The organism is Bradyrhizobium sp. CSA207, assembly GCF_029051685.1.
In the GTDB taxonomy this organism is placed as follows: Bacteria; Pseudomonadota; Alphaproteobacteria; order Rhizobiales; family Xanthobacteraceae; genus Bradyrhizobium.
Map to the genome: position 1 here is coordinate 158,481 of NZ_JAACFT010000016.1, position 17,977 is coordinate 176,457.

General features: G+C 63.4%; 25 protein-coding genes and 1 pseudogene. 13 read left to right on the forward strand and 13 right to left on the reverse strand.

Translation table 11 applies throughout. The annotated features are described in order from the left end of the window. Window positions 1–110 precede the first annotated feature (110 nt). The gene (locus GWG65_RS19780) at window positions 111–407 is read left to right on the forward strand and encodes a hypothetical protein (RefSeq protein ID WP_275197202.1); all 297 of its coding nucleotides are present in this window, start codon (window positions 111–113) and stop codon (window positions 405–407) included. A 9-nt stretch (window positions 408–416) separates the two neighbouring features. On the opposite strand, the gene GWG65_RS19785 is transcribed toward GWG65_RS19780, so the two are convergent. Further along, window positions 417–1,256, reverse strand: coding sequence for a metallophosphoesterase (locus tag GWG65_RS19785; RefSeq protein WP_275197203.1), 840 nt, complete (start codon window positions 1,254–1,256; stop codon window positions 417–419). A 69-nt stretch (window positions 1,257–1,325) separates the two neighbouring features. Next, window positions 1,326–1,943 carry an acriflavin resistance protein gene (locus tag GWG65_RS19790; protein ID WP_275197204.1) on the reverse strand — a complete coding sequence of 206 codons (618 nt, stop codon included), beginning with the start codon at window positions 1,941–1,943 and terminating at the stop codon, window positions 1,326–1,328. Between the two features lie 108 nt (window positions 1,944–2,051). On the opposite strand from GWG65_RS19790, the gene GWG65_RS19795 reads away from it, so the two are divergent. Both GWG65_RS19795 and GWG65_RS19800 read left to right on the forward strand, forming a co-directional pair. Continuing rightward, a complete protein-coding gene (locus GWG65_RS19795) occupies window positions 2,052–2,180 on the forward strand; it encodes a hypothetical protein (protein ID WP_275197205.1) in 129 nt (42 codons plus the stop codon). 86 nt (window positions 2,181–2,266) lie between these two features. Next, a complete protein-coding gene (locus GWG65_RS19800) occupies window positions 2,267–3,568 on the forward strand; it encodes an RsmB/NOP family class I SAM-dependent RNA methyltransferase (protein WP_275197206.1) in 1,302 nt (433 codons plus the stop codon). Between the two features lie 237 nt (window positions 3,569–3,805). Here the strand turns inward: GWG65_RS19800 and GWG65_RS19805 are convergent, their stop codons facing one another. The 3 genes from GWG65_RS19805 to GWG65_RS19815 all read right to left on the reverse strand — a co-directional run bounded on the left by GWG65_RS19805 (window position 3,806) and on the right by GWG65_RS19815 (window position 5,233). Beyond that, window positions 3,806–4,015 carry a cold-shock protein gene (locus GWG65_RS19805; RefSeq protein WP_045000506.1) on the reverse strand — a complete coding sequence of 70 codons (210 nt, stop codon included), beginning with the start codon at window positions 4,013–4,015 and terminating at the stop codon, window positions 3,806–3,808. Window positions 4,016–4,275: 260 nt separating this feature from the next. After that, window positions 4,276–4,608 carry a DHCW motif cupin fold protein gene (locus tag GWG65_RS19810; RefSeq protein WP_275197207.1) on the reverse strand — a complete coding sequence of 111 codons (333 nt, stop codon included), beginning with the start codon at window positions 4,606–4,608 and terminating at the stop codon, window positions 4,276–4,278. A gap of 253 nt (window positions 4,609–4,861) precedes the next feature. After that, the gene (locus tag GWG65_RS19815; protein WP_275197208.1) at window positions 4,862–5,233 is read right to left on the reverse strand and encodes a nuclear transport factor 2 family protein; all 372 of its coding nucleotides are present in this window, start codon (window positions 5,231–5,233) and stop codon (window positions 4,862–4,864) included. Window positions 5,234–5,373: 140 nt separating this feature from the next. On the opposite strand from GWG65_RS19815, the gene guaA reads away from it, so the two are divergent. From guaA to GWG65_RS19850, 7 genes are all read left to right on the forward strand, one after another. Continuing rightward, window positions 5,374–6,972, forward strand: a complete 1,599-nt coding sequence (guaA, locus tag GWG65_RS19820) for a glutamine-hydrolyzing GMP synthase (protein WP_275197244.1) — start codon at window positions 5,374–5,376, stop codon at window positions 6,970–6,972. Between the two features lie 99 nt (window positions 6,973–7,071). Next, window positions 7,072–7,530 carry a hypothetical protein gene (locus GWG65_RS19825; protein ID WP_275197209.1) on the forward strand — a complete coding sequence of 153 codons (459 nt, stop codon included), beginning with the start codon at window positions 7,072–7,074 and terminating at the stop codon, window positions 7,528–7,530. A gap of 28 nt (window positions 7,531–7,558) precedes the next feature. Next, the gene (locus tag GWG65_RS19830; protein ID WP_275197210.1) at window positions 7,559–7,951 is read left to right on the forward strand and encodes a hypothetical protein; all 393 of its coding nucleotides are present in this window, start codon (window positions 7,559–7,561) and stop codon (window positions 7,949–7,951) included. 567 nt (window positions 7,952–8,518) lie between these two features. After that, a complete protein-coding gene (locus tag GWG65_RS19835) occupies window positions 8,519–8,824 on the forward strand; it encodes a hypothetical protein (RefSeq protein WP_275197211.1) in 306 nt (101 codons plus the stop codon). Beyond that, entirely contained in the window at window positions 8,821–9,261 is a 441-nt protein-coding gene (locus GWG65_RS19840; protein ID WP_275197212.1) for a PIN domain-containing protein, read from the forward strand. The genes GWG65_RS19835 and GWG65_RS19840 overlap by 4 nt, the downstream gene beginning before the upstream one ends. A 128-nt stretch (window positions 9,262–9,389) precedes the next feature. Next, the gene (locus tag GWG65_RS19845; protein WP_275197213.1) at window positions 9,390–10,631 is read left to right on the forward strand and encodes a serine hydrolase; all 1,242 of its coding nucleotides are present in this window, start codon (window positions 9,390–9,392) and stop codon (window positions 10,629–10,631) included. A 70-nt stretch (window positions 10,632–10,701) separates the two neighbouring features. Then, window positions 10,702–11,580 (forward strand): AraC family transcriptional regulator, encoded by an 879-nt coding sequence (locus GWG65_RS19850; RefSeq protein WP_275197214.1) that lies wholly within the window; start codon window positions 10,702–10,704, stop codon window positions 11,578–11,580. 62 nt (window positions 11,581–11,642) lie between these two features. On the opposite strand, the gene GWG65_RS19855 is transcribed toward GWG65_RS19850, so the two are convergent. Beyond that, window positions 11,643–12,614 (reverse strand): LysR family transcriptional regulator, encoded by a 972-nt coding sequence (locus GWG65_RS19855; RefSeq protein WP_275197215.1) that lies wholly within the window; start codon window positions 12,612–12,614, stop codon window positions 11,643–11,645. 123 nt (window positions 12,615–12,737) lie between these two features. Between GWG65_RS19855 and GWG65_RS19860 the strand changes: the two genes are divergently transcribed. Together GWG65_RS19860 and GWG65_RS19865 are read left to right on the forward strand one after the other, a co-directional pair. Next, entirely contained in the window at window positions 12,738–13,175 is a 438-nt protein-coding gene (locus GWG65_RS19860) for a hypothetical protein (protein ID WP_275197216.1), read from the forward strand. Between the two features lie 289 nt (window positions 13,176–13,464). Then, entirely contained in the window at window positions 13,465–13,983 is a 519-nt protein-coding gene (locus GWG65_RS19865) for a hypothetical protein (protein ID WP_275197217.1), read from the forward strand. 297 nt (window positions 13,984–14,280) lie between these two features. Here the strand turns inward: GWG65_RS19865 and GWG65_RS19870 are convergent. The 5 genes and pseudogenes from GWG65_RS19870 to GWG65_RS19890 form a co-directional block, all read right to left on the reverse strand. After that, window positions 14,281–14,370: pseudogene (locus GWG65_RS19870) on the reverse strand (peptide deformylase); the annotation flags it as partial. A gap of 17 nt (window positions 14,371–14,387) precedes the next feature. Then, complete coding sequence (locus tag GWG65_RS19875; RefSeq protein WP_275197218.1) at window positions 14,388–14,786, reverse strand: MAPEG family protein; 399 nt, start codon at window positions 14,784–14,786, stop codon at window positions 14,388–14,390. Between the two features lie 31 nt (window positions 14,787–14,817). Further along, on the reverse strand, window positions 14,818–15,231 hold the full coding sequence (locus GWG65_RS19880) for a GFA family protein (RefSeq protein WP_275197219.1): 414 nt from the start codon (window positions 15,229–15,231) through the stop codon (window positions 14,818–14,820). An 81-nt stretch (window positions 15,232–15,312) separates the two neighbouring features. Further along, window positions 15,313–15,459: a hypothetical protein gene (locus GWG65_RS19885; protein WP_275197248.1), complete on the reverse strand. Its 147-nt coding sequence runs from the start codon at window positions 15,457–15,459 to the stop codon at window positions 15,313–15,315. Window positions 15,460–15,487: 28 nt separating this feature from the next. Further along, window positions 15,488–16,369 carry a LysR family transcriptional regulator gene (locus GWG65_RS19890; protein ID WP_275197220.1) on the reverse strand — a complete coding sequence of 294 codons (882 nt, stop codon included), beginning with the start codon at window positions 16,367–16,369 and terminating at the stop codon, window positions 15,488–15,490. A gap of 150 nt (window positions 16,370–16,519) precedes the next feature. Here GWG65_RS19890 and GWG65_RS19895 point away from each other — a divergent pair, with 150 nt between their 5' ends. Further along, on the forward strand, window positions 16,520–17,173 hold the full coding sequence (locus tag GWG65_RS19895) for a hydrolase (RefSeq protein ID WP_275197221.1): 654 nt from the start codon (window positions 16,520–16,522) through the stop codon (window positions 17,171–17,173). Window positions 17,174–17,252: 79 nt separating this feature from the next. Here the strand turns inward: GWG65_RS19895 and GWG65_RS19900 are convergent, their stop codons facing one another. Then, window positions 17,253–17,432, reverse strand: a complete 180-nt coding sequence (locus GWG65_RS19900) for a hypothetical protein (RefSeq protein ID WP_275197222.1) — start codon at window positions 17,430–17,432, stop codon at window positions 17,253–17,255. A gap of 44 nt (window positions 17,433–17,476) precedes the next feature. After that, window positions 17,477–17,974: a peptide deformylase gene (locus GWG65_RS19905; protein ID WP_275197223.1), complete on the reverse strand. Its 498-nt coding sequence runs from the start codon at window positions 17,972–17,974 to the stop codon at window positions 17,477–17,479. Window positions 17,975–17,977: the final 3 nt, after the last annotated feature.

Below are 17,977 nucleotides of genomic sequence, written 5' to 3' on the forward strand. Positions count from 1 at the left end.
AAAGAGTGACCGATCGGCCACACCTGCCGGCAAAAGCCGCAGGTGTGACCGGCGGTTCATTGACGGCTGAGCGAAGGCATTGAATCATCGCGCATATTTTGGGTGTTGCGATGTTAGAGATCAGTGTTTTCTGCGTCATGCTGTTGGCCGCCGGTTATTGGGCGATCATGTTCGTCATGGGGCGTCGCGACGACGTCATTCATGGCAAGTTCGTTCATGCCGACTATGAGAGCGCCATCGCGCAATCCGCGATGCTCACGCTTCCGTCGCCATTTCCGAGACGTCCGCTCAGGGCGGCCAAGCCGCCCAATGATCGGCCTGCTTCCGGCGCGGCCAAGCCGGTGACCAGCGAGGCGCTGCAATCCCTGCTTGCCGCGATCCAGCAGGACCTCAAGAGCGTTGCCTGACGATCGTCGCTACTGCGCGCCCATCTGCGCGAGGAGTTCCTCAATATCGACATCGACCTGGCCGGGCGCCCGGACGTGGCGGACCTCGAGACGGTCGGGCTGGAAGCGGTACTCGACGACACCGGTTTCCTTGATCGCGACGCGGTCCTGGCGCTTGTCGTTGATGACGAAGCCGGCCGATGGCGCCCAGATGTGCCGGGTATGGCGGAACGTGAAGTCGCGCCGCTGGTGCACGTGACCGCTGGCGATGAGGCGCAGCTCGACGCGGGAAAACATCTCGATCAGGCGCGCACGTGCCGGCTGCGGCACGTACCGGATCGAGGTGTCCGGCGTTTCGGCATCGTCGGGCCGGTCGAGAAACAGCGGCTTGTGCAGGAACAGCGCGACCGGCCTGCAGCTCGCGCGCGAGATTTCCGACGCCAACCAGTCGAACTGCTCGGCCTCGAAGGCAAGCCCCGAATTCATCACCAGCGAGTTGAGGCCGATGAAGCGCCAGCCCGCGGCCTCGAATGACCAATGGTCTTCGCCGATCAGGGCGCAGAATTGTTCGCGGTGCGTCTCGCTGACCGGCGGCTTGGGTGCCGGCCCGATCGCGGTGGGATTGTCGCCGATGTCGTGATTGCCCGGCAGGTAACGGCAGGCGACCGGCAGCGCGTCGTGCAGGCTCTTGGCAAACTCGACATCGTCGCGGCTGGTCGGCCCGTCGAAGGAAACATCGCCGGTGTTGACGACGAGATCGGGCCGATCAGCGTCGATATGCTCGCTGACGCGGTGGAAGTTGGCGATCAGGCCGGGAAAGCGCCGGCCGAGATGGGTGTCGGAAATCTGCGTCAGGCGAAATTCGGACATGGGATCAGCATACCCGTCGTCGCGCGTCGGAACGATGACGGCGCAGGCATGCATCGCAATGAACAAAGTTTAAAACACGCGGTAGCGGATCGTATAGGCGTCCTGCGGCGCGAGGCTGCCCGCCAGCGGCGAGGCGACGCGGTCGGCGAGATGCCAGGGCCCGAACTGCTCGGAGCGGTGCGGCTCGGCGGGCAGGCGGAGGCGGAATTCGAACGTGCCTTTGCCGGGCAGGCTCACGACCAGCACCCGGTCCGCGGTGCGGTGGTTGAGCGCCACGGCGCCGCGCAACAGAGCGCGTCCGTCGGCAAGGTCACTCACGCCGTCGACCAGCGCCAGCGTCTGGTTGCGGTCGGTGTGCAGCTCGATCTGGGTATCCGACGCCGCCGTCAGGGTCTCCCTGGGCATGCGGATCTCGAACTCGACCGCGGGTTTGGACGGGTTGAGGCCGAGATAGGCCAGCGCGGCGTGGCGGGTGTCGTAGGCGACAAAGACGAACAGGACGGCGGCGGACGTGGCGGCGAGGCCATGCCTGACGACGTCGCGCCAGGTCCGATAGCTCATGCGGAAATAGACCGTCATCGCCAGCGCCACCGCCAATGCGGCCGCGATGCCTGATAGCGCCGACATCAGGATACCGAGCCGGCCGTCGGGCGACTCGATGAGGAGGCTGATCAGATTGGTGGTCATGGCGCCATCTCGCCGGGCTCGCGGGAGCCGAAATCGCTTTAACTATCGGCAGTTGGTCGCTTGAGCGGGAACGCCGGTTCAACTCGTTGATTGTCAGCGGCAACGGTGGTGGCTAATGGACGCTGCGGCGGTCCCGCCGAAGATTCCGATGTCCGTTCAAATGGTGTTGCTGCGGGTGTGCTTGTGCTGCTGGCGATGTGGATCTACTTCGCGCTGAAGATGCTGTTGCTGATCTAGGCGCGCGCATGATCCGGAAAAGTGGATACCGGTTTTCCGACAAGATCATGCGCAAAAACAACCAATCCTGACCTGAAAGATTTGAAATGACCCCCGCTGCCCGGCTGTCCGCGGCCATCGAGCTGATCGACACCATCGAAAAAGACCGCGTGCCCGCGGCCAAGGCGCTGAAGGAGTGGGGCACCGCGCACCGCTTCGCCGGCTCCGGCGACCGCGCCGCCATTGCGGGTCTGGTCTGGGACGTGCTGCGCCGCTACGCCTCGAGCGCGTTCCTGATGGATGCCGACACCGCGCGGGCGCGGCTGATCGGCATGCTCCGCCTCGAGCGCAACATGGACGCGGCGACTATGGCCGCATTGTTCGACGGCAGCCGGTTCGCGCCGGCGCCGCTGACGGAGGCCGAGCAGGCGGCGCTCGCCTCGCGCTCCCTGAAGAACGCGCCCGCCGCGATCGCCGGCGACTATCCGGAGTGGCTCGATCCGTATCTGGCCAAAGCGTTCGGCGAGGACCGCGCGGCGGAGGCCGCCGCAATGGCGAGCCGGGCCCCGCTCGATTTGCGCGTCAACACCCTAAAATCCAATCGCGACAAGGTGCTGCGGGCGCTTGCTCATCTTCATGCGGAACCGACACCGTGGTCGGCAACCGGCCTGCGCATCGCGCTTTCGGCCGATGCGCGCAATCCCGGCATCCAGGCCGAAGAGGATTTCATCAAGGGCGGCGTTGAAGTGCAGGATGAGGGATCGCAGCTTGCGGCCAGTCTCACCGCGGCAAAACCGGGCGAGCAGGTGATCGATCTCTGTGCGGGGGCCGGCGGCAAGACCCTGGCGCTCGCCGCCATGATGCAGGGCAAGGGCCGGCTGATCGCGACCGACAGCGACAAGCGGCAGTTGGCGCCGATCCACGAGCGGCTGTCGCGCGCCGGCGTCCACAATGCCGATGTCCGCACGCCCAAGGGCGAGGCCGATCCGCTCCAGGACATCCATGCCTCGGCCGATCTCGTCGTCATCGACGCCCCCTGCACGGGAACCGGAACCTGGCGCCGCAACCCCGACGCCAAATGGCGCATACGCCCGGGCGCGCTGGAGATCCGTCTCAAGGACCAAGCCGAGGTGCTGGAGCGCGCCGTGCCGCTGGTGAAGCCGGGCGGCCGCATCGCCTACATCACCTGCTCGGTGCTGCCTGAGGAGAATGGCGAGCAGGTGAGGGCATTCGTCGCGCGCCATCCCGAGTTTGCCGTTGTCCCGCCCGAGCAGACCGCCAGCGTGCTGTGGGACAAGGCCGAGGATTTCGCGCAAGCCGCGCTTCGCTCGGACGAGGGCTGGCTGATGACCCCGCGCCGGACCGGCACGGACGGGTTCTTCGTGTCGGTGCTGAAGAAGGCCGGCTGATCACGAGCCGTCATTCCGGGGCGATGCAAAGCATCGAACTATGATGCGCATTGCGCATCATAGCTCGCCCTCCGGGCGCCCCGGAATGACGACCTCACGAACAGCGTCGCGCCCGTCGCCGAGACAACACCATCCTGCCCAAACGAAAACCCCGCCACCGGAGGCCGGTGACGGGGCTTCGAGATTCCTGCGATCTGGCCGGTACGTCCGCGGTCAGACTGCGAGGTGCGCGGCGGACTAGCCGGCGCGGAGGTTGTCAGCCGAGGACTTGCCGCTGCGGCGGTCCGCGACGATGTCGAAGGAAACCTTCTGACCCTCGTTGAGGGTGCTCAGACCAGCGCGCTCAACTGCGCTGATGTGGACGAAAACGTCCTTGTCGCCGTTGTCCGGCTGGATGAAACCAAAACCCTTTTGGTTGTTGAACCACTTCACTGTGCCCATTGCCATAGTCATTTCCCTTCATTGAGGATGCATTCAGGGGGACTAGTGCGCAATGATTTGCGCCCGTCGTCCCGTTTGGTCGATTTTGGAGAAATACCTGAAACGTGCTCACCCATTGGAAATGAGGCGGAGCGGCCCAGTCGTTCGGCCAAGGATCGATGATCACAATCTAGCGAATTATTGGGGCAACTTCAAGACGGCACGCGCTCGTCGCGAGTCCCCCGGACTTTGCTATTTTGCGGTGCACAAAGGCCCGCCCAAGGCCCTCAATCCACGATGAACAGCGTCGCGCCCACGGCCGTCGAGGAGCGATGCGCGGCGTCCCCGAAGTCCGAGACCTGGTAGCTCATTCCCGCCGTCAGCTTGAACTTGCGCCCGTCGCGCAACTCGCTGTCGAGCTCGCCCTGGAGCACGTAGAGCACGTGGCCGCGGTCGCACCAGTGATCGGCGAGGTAACCGGGCGAATACTCCACCATCCGCATGCGCAGGTCGCCGATGTTCAGCGTGCGCCATTTGGCTTGCCCGGTCTCGCCGGGATGCAGCGTCGGTTCCACCTTGCTCCAGTCGGTGACGGTGAAGGGGGAGGCTGGGAGTTTCATGGCGGTGGTCCTGTGTCGGTGCTAGCGTGCGTGTTGTTACCGTACCCGTTCGCCCCAGTCTGGATTGCTTGGCTGTTTGAGGCACGGACGTGCCTCCACTCGCTGTCATCGCCCGCCTTGTGCGCACTTGCGCACTGGAGCGGGCGATCCAGTATTCCAGAGGCGGCGATATGATGCGGAGAAGCCGCGGCGTACTGGATTCCCCGCTTTCGCGCGGTGGGTGAGGCGGCGATCCCCATACTACAACGAGCCCTCAATGCGGCAAATGGTTGGCCGATCCCTGCACGATCAGCCCGGCGGCATTCACCCGCAGATACTCGCAAATCCTTTTTCCACGCTCGTTCTCGTAATGCACCACCACGCTGTCGGGGCTGACGAACACATCGATCACTGTGAAATGCAGCTCCGGCAACAGCCCGAGCGCCTTGCCCCAATAGGCGCGAAGCGCGTCCTTGCCGCGCACGGTGCCGCTGGCGTCGAACCCCATCATGGGAATGCGGTCCGAGGTCATCTCGGCGGCTTCGTCGTAGAGCGTGAGCACGCGTTCGAGATCGCGCGCATTCCAGGCCTCGACCCAGGTCCGGCCGAGCGCGGCGAGCTCTGATGGCTGATGGTGCTGTGGCATGGCATCCTCCCTGATCGGCGCTGCGCGGCATATTATGTCAATAATACTTACCTATATCCGTTTGTCCATGCCCAAAGAAGAATGTGGGCGCGCGTCGGCGCGCGGTTGCGGCCCGGGGCATGGTCGCGTATTTGCTTGCCATGACAGCAGCACAGCACGACCGCTCCGCGTCGACGCCCTCGGTGGCCTCGGCGCATGACAAGATTCTCATCGTCGATTTCGGCAGCCAGGTGACGCAGCTGATCGCGCGCCGCGTCCGCGAGGACGGCGTCTATTGCGAGATCGTCCCGTTCAACAAGGCCGAACAGGCTTTTCTGGAGATGAAGCCGAAAGCGGTGATCCTCTCCGGCGGGCCGGAGTCGGTGCATGAGGCCGGCTCGCCCCGCGCGCCGCAGTTGATCTTCGCATCAGGGGTGCCGGTGATGGGCATCTGCTACGGCCAGATGACCATGGCGGAGCAGCTCGGCGGCACCGTCGAGGGCGGCCATCACCGCGAATTCGGCCGCGCCGATGTCGAGGTGAAGGCAGAGAGCAAGCTGTTCGAGGACGTCTGGTCGCTCGGAGGCAAGAACCAGGTCTGGATGAGCCATGGCGATCGCATCACCAAAATGCCGCCGGGCTTTTCCGTCGCCGGCACCTCGCCGAACGCGCCGTTCGCGATCATTCAGGACGAGACGCGCAAATATTACGGCCTGATGTTCCACCCCGAAGTGGTGCACACGCCCGACGGCGCAAAACTGATCCGCAATTTCGTGCGCAAGATCGCAGGCCTCTCCGGCGACTGGACCATGCGCGCCTTCCGCGAGGAGGAGATCCAGAAGATCCGCGCCCAGGTCGGCAAGGGAAAGGTGCTCTGCGGCCTGTCCGGCGGCGTCGATTCTGCGGTCGCGGCCGTGTTGATTCACGAAGCCATCGGCGACCAGCTCACCTGCGTGTTCGTCGACCACGGCATGCTCCGCCTCGATGAAGCCAAGACGGTGGTCGATCTGTTCCGCCACCACTACAACATCCCGCTCGTGCACGTGGATGCTTCGAAGCAATTTTTGGGCGAGCTCGAAGGCGTCACCGATCCCGAAACCAAGCGCAAGACCATCGGCCGCCTCTTCATCGAGGTGTTCGAGGCGGAGGCCAAGAAGATCGGCGGCGCCGATTTCCTCGCGCAGGGCACGCTCTATCCTGACGTCATCGAGAGCGTCTCCTTCACCGGCGGCCCCTCGGTGACGATCAAGTCGCACCACAATGTGGGCGGTCTGCCCGAGCGCATGAACATGAAGCTGGTCGAGCCCTTGCGCGAGCTGTTCAAGGACGAGGTCCGCAAGCTCGGGCGCGAGCTCGGCCTGCCCGAAATCTTCGTCGGCCGCCATCCGTTCCCTGGCCCGGGCCTTGCCATCCGCTGTCCCGGCGAGATCACGAAGGACAAGCTCGACATCCTGCGCAAGGCCGACGCCGTCTACATCGATCAGATCCGCAAGCACGGCCTCTACGACGAAATCTGGCAGGCCTTTGCCGTGCTGCTTCCGGTGAAGACGGTGGGCGTCATGGGCGACGGCCGCACCTACGACTTCGTGGTCGGCCTGCGCGCCGTCACCTCCACCGACGGCATGACCGCAGACTTCTACCAGTTCGACATGAAGTTTCTAGGCGAGACCGCAACGCGCATCATCAACGAGGTGAAGGGCGTGAACCGGGTGGTGTACGACGTGACCAGCAAGCCGCCTGGGACGATTGAGTGGGAGTAGGGCAGTTTATCCGCATCCGCTGATTTGGTGTCGTGTCATCCGAGCATCGTTGTGTCCTTCCTGCCTTGAGCCTGCCCCCGACGTCGAATGAGCACCGCTATGGATCAATTCTTATTGGTCGGGTTGGGAGCCGTAGTGGGGGCAGTACTCAGCGTCGGGGGCTACATCTCAAAGAGATGGTGGGAAGGGCAGTCAACGAGAGACGATATTCAGGACTTCGAGAGGCTTGCTAAGCTTCAGAAGGATATGAAAGGTGACAATATCTCTCTGCAGGCGTTGCGAGATTTAAAGAAGGAGATTTCCGACAGAAACGCTCGTCAAGTGAAGGACGAGGCGGAGGTAATTGATAGCATCGAAGGAAGTGCGCTCGGAGCAGATGGCGGCGAATTTCGCATCGAGGACACGCTTCTCAACCAGCGCGAAATGAATCGTTACGCTTTCCACTTGGCTGACCTCGCGGAAAAGGAGTTGGAGTTCCTTGTTGCGGCGCTCGAGGGGCTGCTCGACGAAAAGGAGATAAGGCGCTTCGAGAAGGCACAACGAGCATGGCGGCTCTAAGCACCACAACGCCAATCCTACCGTCGTTGTGCCAGCAGTTGCAGTCATCGATGGCGACAATCCTCCGCTCGTCGAACCTAATGACAACGTAATCGAGTTGCCTGATGGCACACCAGAGTCGATCGTCTTCGGTTTTATTCACGATAATGCAGATGGAATGTCGGCTTTCATCCAGCAGCGGTGTCAATGTCCGTCCGTGAAGCAAGATGCGATTGTCTCAGCAATCAAGTTGGTCTTAATTGATACGACGGATCCGCACCTTTATTTCGCTAAACTTGGAGAAAGACTAGGTTTCATTTCTGAGATTGTCGTACGACGCGGCCTGAGTTCGATCTACGTCGAGAAAAATCGCACGTTGCTCGAACCAAAGATCGATGCCATCCGGGCGCGCTTGAAGATTGAGACGCCGGCAGTCACTTGACCTTATGCGCCGCTCGCGGGGGATTGGCCGGAGGCGTAATCACCACACGCCTATATTGACGTCGTCGGCGGAAATATCACGAATCCATCCGTCCACATCGCGCCGTCAGTCGACGGCGCGATGACAGCTTAGCCGCCAAGTCCGTTCGGAGGTAGCGGGAGGAATTACAGTGCATAAAACTCCCCATGCTTCAAGTAGGACCCTTGTGGGGGCCCATAGGGCGAAACGGCGCGCGAGGCTTCTGACTCCTCACTTTCGAGATCCCGAGAGCTAATCCGAACGCGCGCATGACGCTGGACCTCGTCATTGACATACGCCGTCAGGCCCACCCAACCCTCGCGACCTTGTGGCCTTCAAATATTCGGTCGCGCGCTGCTCGAAGAAGTTAGCGCGCGACCGGTTCTCGGCGTCGATCACACGGTGGTGGATCGATTACTGCTCCTTCCTGAACAAATCCTGGGGAATTACGGTGACAGTGCACTCAACTCCCAAGTGCACTCAACTCCCATGCGGCCAGCGACCGATGTAAACCTTGCAATCATTTACATATAGACGCATGTAATCTTCATGACGCACATCAGCATCCGCGATCTCCAGAAGATTTCCGGCGAAGCCATCGGCGCGTTGCCGGGGCCGACGGCCGTGAAATCGGGCGAGCGGACCGTGGGGCTGCTTATTCCTCTCAAGTCGGCTGATCCGGATCGCCTTGCCGCCGTGTTGAAGCGGGCGACGGCGCTGGCCAAGGGCCGCGATGCGCGCGCGGACGACGCGGCGCTGGCGGCATTCGGCGATGTCGATCCGGTCGATTGGTCGGTCGCGGCCGTGAACGCCCTGACGGGCAAGCGCGGCAAGTCCCGCAAGTCGAAGCCGTGAGACAGCCAGCGACGACGATCGTCGTCGACGCGGCCATTCTGATCGCCGCGGTTCGCGGTCGAAGTTCTGGCGCGATCCTGATGGCCACCACGAGTGCGATCCTGGTTACGACCGATCGTGTCGTCCAGGAGGCGCGCCGGCGCATTGAGCTCGCATTGAAGCGCCCCGAGCTGCTCGGCGTCCTTGACGATCTCGCGGAGGTGCTCACGGTCGTTCCCGTCGCCGCACTGGAGCCTGTTCTTGCCCGATGCGAAGAGGCCCTTCGCGACGCGATGCCGGGCCGCAACGGATCGGTGCGCGATGCGCACGTGCTGGCGCTGGCCTGGAGCGTCGAGGCTGACGTTTGGACGACGGACCGCGACTTTGCGGGGACCGGCGTCGCGACCTGGTCGACGCCGAACCTCATGCGAGGGCTTGCCGAAGTCGACGCGGTATAGTGCAAAGCTGCGCAAGTCCAACTTCCGGCCAACGTCCTGATCATCGGAGCACCCCGGCAGAAACGCTGGATGTGGGCCACGTGGTCCCGTGATACGACGTCGCGTCGTTTTCTTCGGAGCCCGAGTTTATGTCCAGCCTCCCACCCACCGCCACCGAAACCGACCCCGAAACCCTCGGCTGGATGCGCGGCTTTCCTCCAGCCCCCGACCGCACCATCGCCTTCCAGAATGGCTCGTTCCGCAGTTTCCCCGAGCTGCGCTGGGCCTGGAGCAACATCCGCCAGCTGGTGCCGACCGTGAACGTGTGGCGCGGGGCAGGGCCGGCGTCGGTACTGCCGCAGGAGGACCATGACATCGGCGCGGTCGCCTCGATCACGATGGACGGCCGCCCCATGACGTTCGCGACCATGCTGGAGGAAACCTACACCGACGGCATCGCCGTGCTGCATCGGGGCAAGCTGATCTATGAGCGCTATTTCGGCGCGTTGAAGCCGCACAAGCCGCACATCGCGATGTCGGTGACGAAGTCGTTCACCGGCGTGCTGGCCGGCATGCTGGTCACCGAGGGCAAAATCGATCCGCAGGCGCCCGTCACCGACTATGTGCCGGAGCTGAAGCCGAGCGGCTTCGGCGATGCGCGCGTGCACGAGGTCATGGATATGACCACAGGCCTTGCATACACCGAGATCTACACCGACAAGAATTCCGCCGTGTGGGGCTTGCGGCGCGCCAACGGCATGGCGCCGATCGAGCCGGGCTATGACGGCCCGACCACCATCTTCGATTTTCTCATGGCGCAGAAGAAGCAGGGCGAGCACGGCAAGGCCTTCGCCTACAAGACCGTCAACACCGACGTGCTCGCTTGGATCTGCCGGCGCGCCAGCGGCATGACGCTGTCCGACCTGCTCTCCGAGCGGATCTGGACTCGAATCGGCGCGGAGGAGGACGCGCATTATCACGTCGACCGCATCGGCACCGAAAGCGGTGGCGGTGGGCTCTCCACCACGTTGCGCGATCTCGCCCGCTTCGGCGAGACCATGCGCCATCACGGCCGTTTCAACGGCCGCCAGATCGTGCCGTCATCCGTGGTCGAGGACATCGCGCGCGGCGGCGATCCCGAAAAGTTCAAGCCGGCCGGCTACACCACGCTGCCAGGGGCCTCCTACCGCAATCAATGGTGGGTCACGCACAATCCCCACGGCGCCTATATGGCGCGCGGCGTGTATGGCCAGGGCATCTACATCGATCCCAAGGCCGAAATGGTGATCGCCCGCTACGCCTCGCACCCCGTGGCGGGCAACGCCGCCAATGATCCGGTGACGCTGCCGGCCTACATGTCGCTGGCGAAGGAGCTGATGGGCGGCGGGTGAGAACCGCAAGATCGGTCGAGCACGTGATGGCCGTCAGCGGCTAGATGAAGCCGCCACGAAGGATACGACGATGAAGGCGGCGCTGCAAAACTATCAGGCCCGGATGCGGCGGGTGCTGGAACACATTGACCGGCATCTCGACGATGATCTGGACCTGGAAACGGTGAGCGGTGTTGCGGCGTTCTCGAGGTTTCATTTCCATCGGCAGTTCACGGCGACCTTCGGGCTGTCCGTGCATCGCTATGTCCAGCTGGCCCGTATGAAGCGTGCTTCCTACCTGCTGGCCTACACAGGCGCCCAAAGCGTCACGGACATCGCGATGGATGCCGGTTACGACGCACCGGACGCCTTCGCCCGCGCCTTTCGGCAACGGTTCGGGCAATCGCCGAGGTCGTTCCGCAACTCTCCCGACTGGGAGCCGTGGCTTGCGGCCTTCGGGCCTCTCGACAATGCGAGGTGCAAGCTCATGAAGACTTTTACAAGTGACGACGTGACGATACGGGACGTGCCCGCCACGAGGGTGGCGATCATGGAGCATCGGGGCGACCCGGCGACGCTCGGTGCCACCATCCGGCGGTTCATCGCGTGGCGCAAGGCAGCTGGCCTGCACCCCAGCACAAGTCCGACCTTCAATGTCTGGCGGTCCGAGCGGCGTCCTGCGTCGCCGGCCAAGTACAGCACGGATCTCTGCGTCGGGACCGACCGGCCGATCGAGGCGAACGGCGAAGAGATCAAAGCCGGCGAGATCCCCGGCGGACGCTGCGCGGTGCTGCGCGTCGTCGGCTACACCGACAATCTGGAGCCCGCCGCGCTCTATCTTTATCGCGACTGGCTTCCGGCCAGCGGCGAGGAAGCACGCGACTTCCCGATCTATTGTCAGCGGCTGAGCTTCTTTCCGGAGGTGCCGGAGCATGAGACGGTCGCGGACGTTTTCTTGCCGCTGAAATAGCGCCCTCCGACGGCGGCCTGTCCTTCCGATCGCAAGAAACGCAGGCTCCACAATACGCGCCCTCAGCGCTTCCTCGTGCCGCGTGCCCGCCTGTCGTCCGGTTGAAGTCGGGCATCATGGCTGGTGTCCGAGCGGCGCTTCACGTGATCGACGAAGGCGCGCAGTTTCGGCATCATCTGGTGGCGGCTGGGATAGTAGAGAAACACGCCCGGCGTCATCGGCGCGAACGGCTGCAAAACCTGCAAGAGTTTTCCCGCCTTCACAGGCCCGGTCGCGATCGGCGAGGGCACTTGCGCAAGTCCCATGCCTTCGAGGGCGGCACCGAGCATGGTCGGGAAGTCGTAGGCGATGAGCGGCCCTGCAACGATCGCATCGATCGGCTTGTTGCCGCTGACGAAGGACCACGGTGCGATCGTCCCGTTCGAGCGGCGAATCCGGATGCAGGCATGCTGGCGCAGATCGTCGATCTGCTGGGGCGTGCCGCGCCGGCGCAGATATTTGGGGCTGCCGACGACCACGAACGGAAACGGCGGCGCCAGCCGCACCGCGATCATGTCGGGCGCGATGAACTGGCCCATCCGGACGCCGGCGTCGAATCCGCCGGCGGCGAGGTCGACCAGCCCCTCGCTGACGGCGATCTCCACCTCGACCTCCGGATAGGCCTTGGAGAAGGATGCGATCAGCGGCTCCAGCAGGATCGGCACCACCGCCCGCGGCACCGTGAGGCGCAATAGTCCGGAGGGCCGCTGCCCGAGGTCGCGGGCGACATCGCTTGCGGCGACAAGCTCCTCGAAAGCGGGCCGCGCCCGCGCGTGGAATCGTTCGCCGGCTTCGCTCAGGCCGACATTGCGCGTGGTGCGGATGAAAAGGGCGGCGCCGACACGAAGTTCGAGCGCTCGTACCGCCTGGCTCATCGCCGATGGCGTCACGCCGAGCTCCGCCGCCGCTTTGCGGAAGCTGCGGTGCCGGGCAACGCTCAGGAACGCCTCGACACCGTCGAGTGCGCCCCGCCGGACTGTGAAGTTGCGCTTCATGACCCGTCGACATTATCGCGAATAGTCGCTCGCGGAAAGCGGTCTTACAACCGAAGCACAAATCAGGCGCGTTGCCGATGCCGAGCCCAACGTTCGCAACGCCTTCGTGATCTCGAAGCAAAGGTGATCGCCGTGATCGAGCAAACAAGCCGGATCAAAGCCGTGCGTAACGTCGCGCTGGCAGTCACCCTAACTCTCATAGGAGTCGTTTCCATGGCCCATCAATCCCTTGCGCAAGCACAAGCACAAGCCACCTCGCCCGTAACCACCGGGGTGATGGTCATCCTGACCGTGAAGCCTGGCGTCACCCGCGAACAAGTCATGACCATCATGCCGGCCGAAATCCGGCAGACCGTGCAGCTCTATCTCAGCGGCAAGGTCCGCGAGTGGTATTCGCGCAGCGATGGTCGCGGCGTCATCCTTTTGCTTGCAGCGAGCGATGTTGCCGAAGCGACGACGATCATGGAAGGCCTTCCATTGGCCAAGCAGGACCTGATGGACCACGCGTACATCGCGGTCGGTCCGCTTCTCCCGCTTCGCCTGCTCATGGGCAATCCCTGAGCGCCCGCAAATGGGACGCGCCTGTGCTTGCGCCAACTGCACCGTCGGAGCCGCCGACGGTTCGCTGCGGTATATCCTTCGAGACGCCCGCTTTTGCGGGCACCTCAGGATGAGGATGGAGTGCGCGGCAGTAGTTTCAGTGTGCGCCCATGTTGCTTAGCCTCATCCTGAGGAGATCGCGGAGCGGTCGTCTCGAAGGGCGAGGCGCGCGCTCAGGCCCACCAAAGGCGATGTGCGATAAGCCGGAGCCGGAACGTGGCTCGACGTCGTGACTTGATCGGAGACCAAAATGGCTACGGAAACTCTCTTCCGGATACACCTCGTCCTGGGTTATGTCGCCTGGCTGCTTTGCTTCGGCGCGTATGTCTGGCCGTGGCTCAAGGCGATGGACAGGGTTGAGGCGCACCGCGCCATCGCCACGCTGCACAGCTTCCGCTTCTTCGGGCTGGTCTTCATCCTTCCCGGTGTCGTCAGTCCGGACCTGCCGGCCGGCTTTGCGGTGTTCGCCGCCTGGGGCGACTTTGCAACCGCGGTGCTGGCCATGTTGGCGCTTCTCACAGTGAGGGTGCGCCTGCTGTTCTGGCCGTTCGTGGCCGCCTTCAATGTCGTAGGAACGGTCGACCTCGTCACGAACTATTACAACGCCATCCAGGTCGGCCTTCCCGAGCACGCCGGGTGGCTGGGCGCCGCCTATGCGATCCCGATCATTTACGTACCGCTGCTGATGATCACGCACGTCGCCGCATTTAGTCTTCTGGCACGTCCTCGGGCCAGCACCGACGCCGTGGCGCCGGCTGGTGCGGGTTGAAACGAACCGGTCTCTCGCCGACGTTGCATCCCTGCGACATCTTCTCAAACCGCTTGATCAGACGATCGCGCTTCAAGTGGGAGGGCATCCCGCGTGCGATTCAGGAAACGGGTGGCGGTCTGGCAGATGCCTGATGTCTTGTTCGGCTGCTTTTGACATCAGGAGAGTCTCGCCGTGGAACTTGCAAACAAGACGATCATCATAACCGGCGCCAGTAGCGGGATCGCTGCTGCCGCGGCGTCGCTGTTCGCGTCCGAAACGACAAAGTGGCAAAGCCGCCACCGCGTCCCGTTCAGCCTCGCGCAGCCCGTCGTCGAATTCGGCGACGGGCTGCGCCGGGATCCCAAGGCGGCGCTCGGGATAGCGGACAATCGGGCGGATGGTCATGATCAGATTTGCTCACTTCAGTGAGGCACGAAAGGCGCTGCCAGAACAGCAAGCATGCCGAAGCTGGCGATATTCCAGAACAGCGAGCGGACGAGCGGTATGCCGGATACGTAAAGCGCGGTGTAGGCGATGCGTCCGCCAAGATAGGCGATCGATCCCCAATAAGTCAGCTCATTGTGAACGCCTGCGGAGTGAGAGATGAGGATCGCGGCGGCGAAGAACGGAAACGTCTCCATGTAGTTGCGGAAATTTCGGTTGAGGCGGCCGGGGAGGGGCTTGAGCGGCGGCATCTCGATGTCGCGCGGGCTCGCAGCCCATCTGAGGCCGTACTGCAGGTTTGCGGCTTGCGCGGCGGCGACAAGCTGAACGAAGCCCCAGACGATCGCGGCTGCCAGCATCGACAGCTCGAAGCTCATCCCCATTTGCTGTCCCCCAATCTGCGAGAAATCAGCGCGATCCCGGATGCCATTCCGGCAGTTTGAGAATCTCGGGATCGAGGTGATCCCAGGCGTACCCGCGGGAGCAGAACAGCACGACGGATGGCTTGAACGTGCTGGCATCGTCCAGCGTGCCGACATAGATGCCGATGTAGTCCGGCTTCTCCTCCGGCTTGTTGTAGATCGGCGAGCCGCAGTTCGGACAAAACCCCTTGCGCTTGACTGCGCCGCTGTCGGCAGTGCGTGCGATCTCGCGCACCTCGCCTGTCACCGAGACTGCGTTGCGCGCGAACACGAAGACGGAGCTGTGGCCGCTTCCGGTGTCGCGCTGACAGTCGCTGCACTGGCATTGAAAGCCACGGATCGGTGCGGCCGCGATGGTGTAACACACCGCGCCGCAGGCGCAGCGACCGGAATAATTCATTCGTCTCCCTCCCGACAGGGCCGACCGGTCTGATCATATCAAGGTGGTGTGATTTCTCCACATCGAGCAGCCGGCGCGGTTTCAAACAAGCCTGATGTTCGCCGGCACGCTCACCCACCCCCGCGTCATCTTCTCGAACTTCTTCACCAGCCGCTCCCGCTTCAGCCGCGACAGCCGCTGGATCCAGAATCGGCCGTCCGTCGTCCCTTTCGTGATCCAGACTATCACGGTGGAGGGACCATCCCAGCGGGGGATCTCACGCCTGGTGCGGAGCTGGTCCGCAATACTCAATCAGCAATTCGGTGAGGACCCGTATCTTCCGTGCGGGATGCTGACCGGGCGGGCGGATCACATATGCACCCGCCGGAGGTGGGGGATAACGTGTCATGACCGGCACAAGCGCCCCGGAGGCCACATACTCGTGGGTGAGGCAATCGGGCAGGTAAGCGATCCCGAGTCCTGCTGCCGCGGCGGCGACTAGAGCAGGGCCGTTGTCGGCCTTGAAGCGCCCCTGCGGACGAACCGTGATGATCTTGTCGCCATCCATCAGTTGCCAGCTTTCGGTGCCCTGCATGAGAGCCTCATGAGCGACGAGTTCCTCCGGCGTCTCGGGCGACCCATGCGCCTTGATGTAGTCCGGGCTCGCGACGAACTTCCCATGGATTGGTCCGACGCGTCTTGCGATCAAGTTGGAATCCTGAAGATAGCCAACCCGTATCGCACAATCATAACCCTCTGTGATGAGATCGACGAAGCGATCACTGTAGCACGTGTGGATTTGGAGCGGGGGGTGGCGGCGCGCCATTTCCGCGAGGATGGGAGCGAAGTGAGACTGGCCGAAAGAAAGCGGCACGGCCACGCGCAACCGGCCGCGAAGGTCACCGGCGGGTAGGATCGTTTCCCTGGCCACGTCGATCTCGGCGCACACCCTAGCTGCATAATCTCGGAACGTGGCGCCGGCTTCCGTGAGAGCGGCGCCCCGGGTGGTCCGTGCAAGCAGCTGAACGCCGAGTTCCGCCTCAAGCCGGAAGAGCCGCCGACTGACGATTGACTTGGAGACGCCGAGCCGGAGCGCAGCAGGCGAAACTCCCCCCGCATCAGCCACTTCTACGAAGGTCTGCAACTCTTCGATGTCCATTTAGCGTTCCCCTTTCCGCGACACAGCTTGCCACGGAAGGCTGCTACCGCATGTCGAATAGGAACGGCAACACTGGTTCCAGGCAACGTCGCCCTGGCGCATGTTTCCGCAAACCCAATGCCGCTCACAACGGCAGCAAAGGATGTAACAATGACCTTTCGTAACGGCCTTGCTTCGCTTCTTCGTCCCGAAGATTCGGTACTCGTTCTGATCGACCACCAGCCTTACCAACTCGCCAATCTGAACAGCCACGATCCGCAGGCCGTGGTGAACAACACGACCGCCCTGGCGAAGTCCGCCAAGGCCTTCGGCGTTCCCACCATCCTGACCAGCGTGATCGCGGCGCGAGGCGGTCTGATCTTCCCGCACATCACTGACGTGTTCCCCGGCCAGGAGGTGATCGACCGGACCTTCATCAACACCTGGGAGGATCGGAAGGTCGTCGATGCGGTCAAGGCGACGGGCCGCAAGCAGCTGATCATCGCCGGCCTGTGGACCGAGATCTGTGTCGCGATGCCGACGATCCAGGCGCTGGGCGAGGGCTGGGATGTGACGGTGGTCACGGATGCGTCTGGCGGCACTTCGGTTGAGGCCCACGAGGTCGCGATCCAGCGCATGATCCGCGCGGGCGCGAACATGATGACTTGGTTGGCGGTGGCCTCGGAGTGGCAACGTGACTGGGCCAGGACGGAGCACGCCGGAGAGCTGACGGACGTTCTCAAGCAGCATGCCGGCGGTAGCGGCATCGCGTTCCTGTGGGAGCAGCAGCTGCTCAATACGCCTGTACCCAGCAACGCCGGATGATCTGAACGGGGGGTGCGGAGGTTTCAAGCGACGCGTTCCGAAAAAGCAGGCCGAAAAAGCAGGTTGCTTCTGGACCTCGTCACCACCTTTTCAATGAGAAGGCCGTCCATGCCTGGATGGACGCGGTCGGCATGATCAACGACACGAGCTGCGCTGCTTTCGTCACGCGGAGGTCTGCGGCCAAGCGCGTCTCAGTAGTGCGTAGGGTGGATTTGCCCGCGGCTGCGCGAAAGCGCAGGCCGTTGGCGTAATCCATCATCTCTCATCCCGTCGCGATGGCGGATTACGCTTCGCTAATCCGCCCTATGGTCGCGACATCTTCTCGTACTTCTTCACCAGCCGCTCCCGCTTCAGCCGCGACAGCCGCTGGATCCAGAACATGCCGTCGAGCTGGTCGATCTCGTGCTGGTGACAGACGGCGCGCAAAGCCTCCGACTCCTCCGTTTGCATGTTGCCGTCGAGATCCCAATAGCTGATCCGCACGCGTGCGTGGCGCTGGACCTCGTCATTGACGCCGGGCATCGAGACGCTGCCTTCGCGGTGCATGATCAATTCGGGCGAGGCCCATTCGATAGCGGGATTGACGTAGGTGCGCGCGCCGTCCCTGGCGTCGAGCTCGAGCACCACGACGCGCAAGGGCACGCCGATATGCGGCGCGGTAATGCCGATGCCGGGCGCGGCGCGCATGGTCTCGAGCAGATCCGCAGCCAGCACCCGCAGCGCCTCGTCGAATCCGGTGACGGGCCGTGCCGGCATCGCGAGCCGGCGGTCGGGGTAGCGGATGATCGGACGAATGGTCATGAC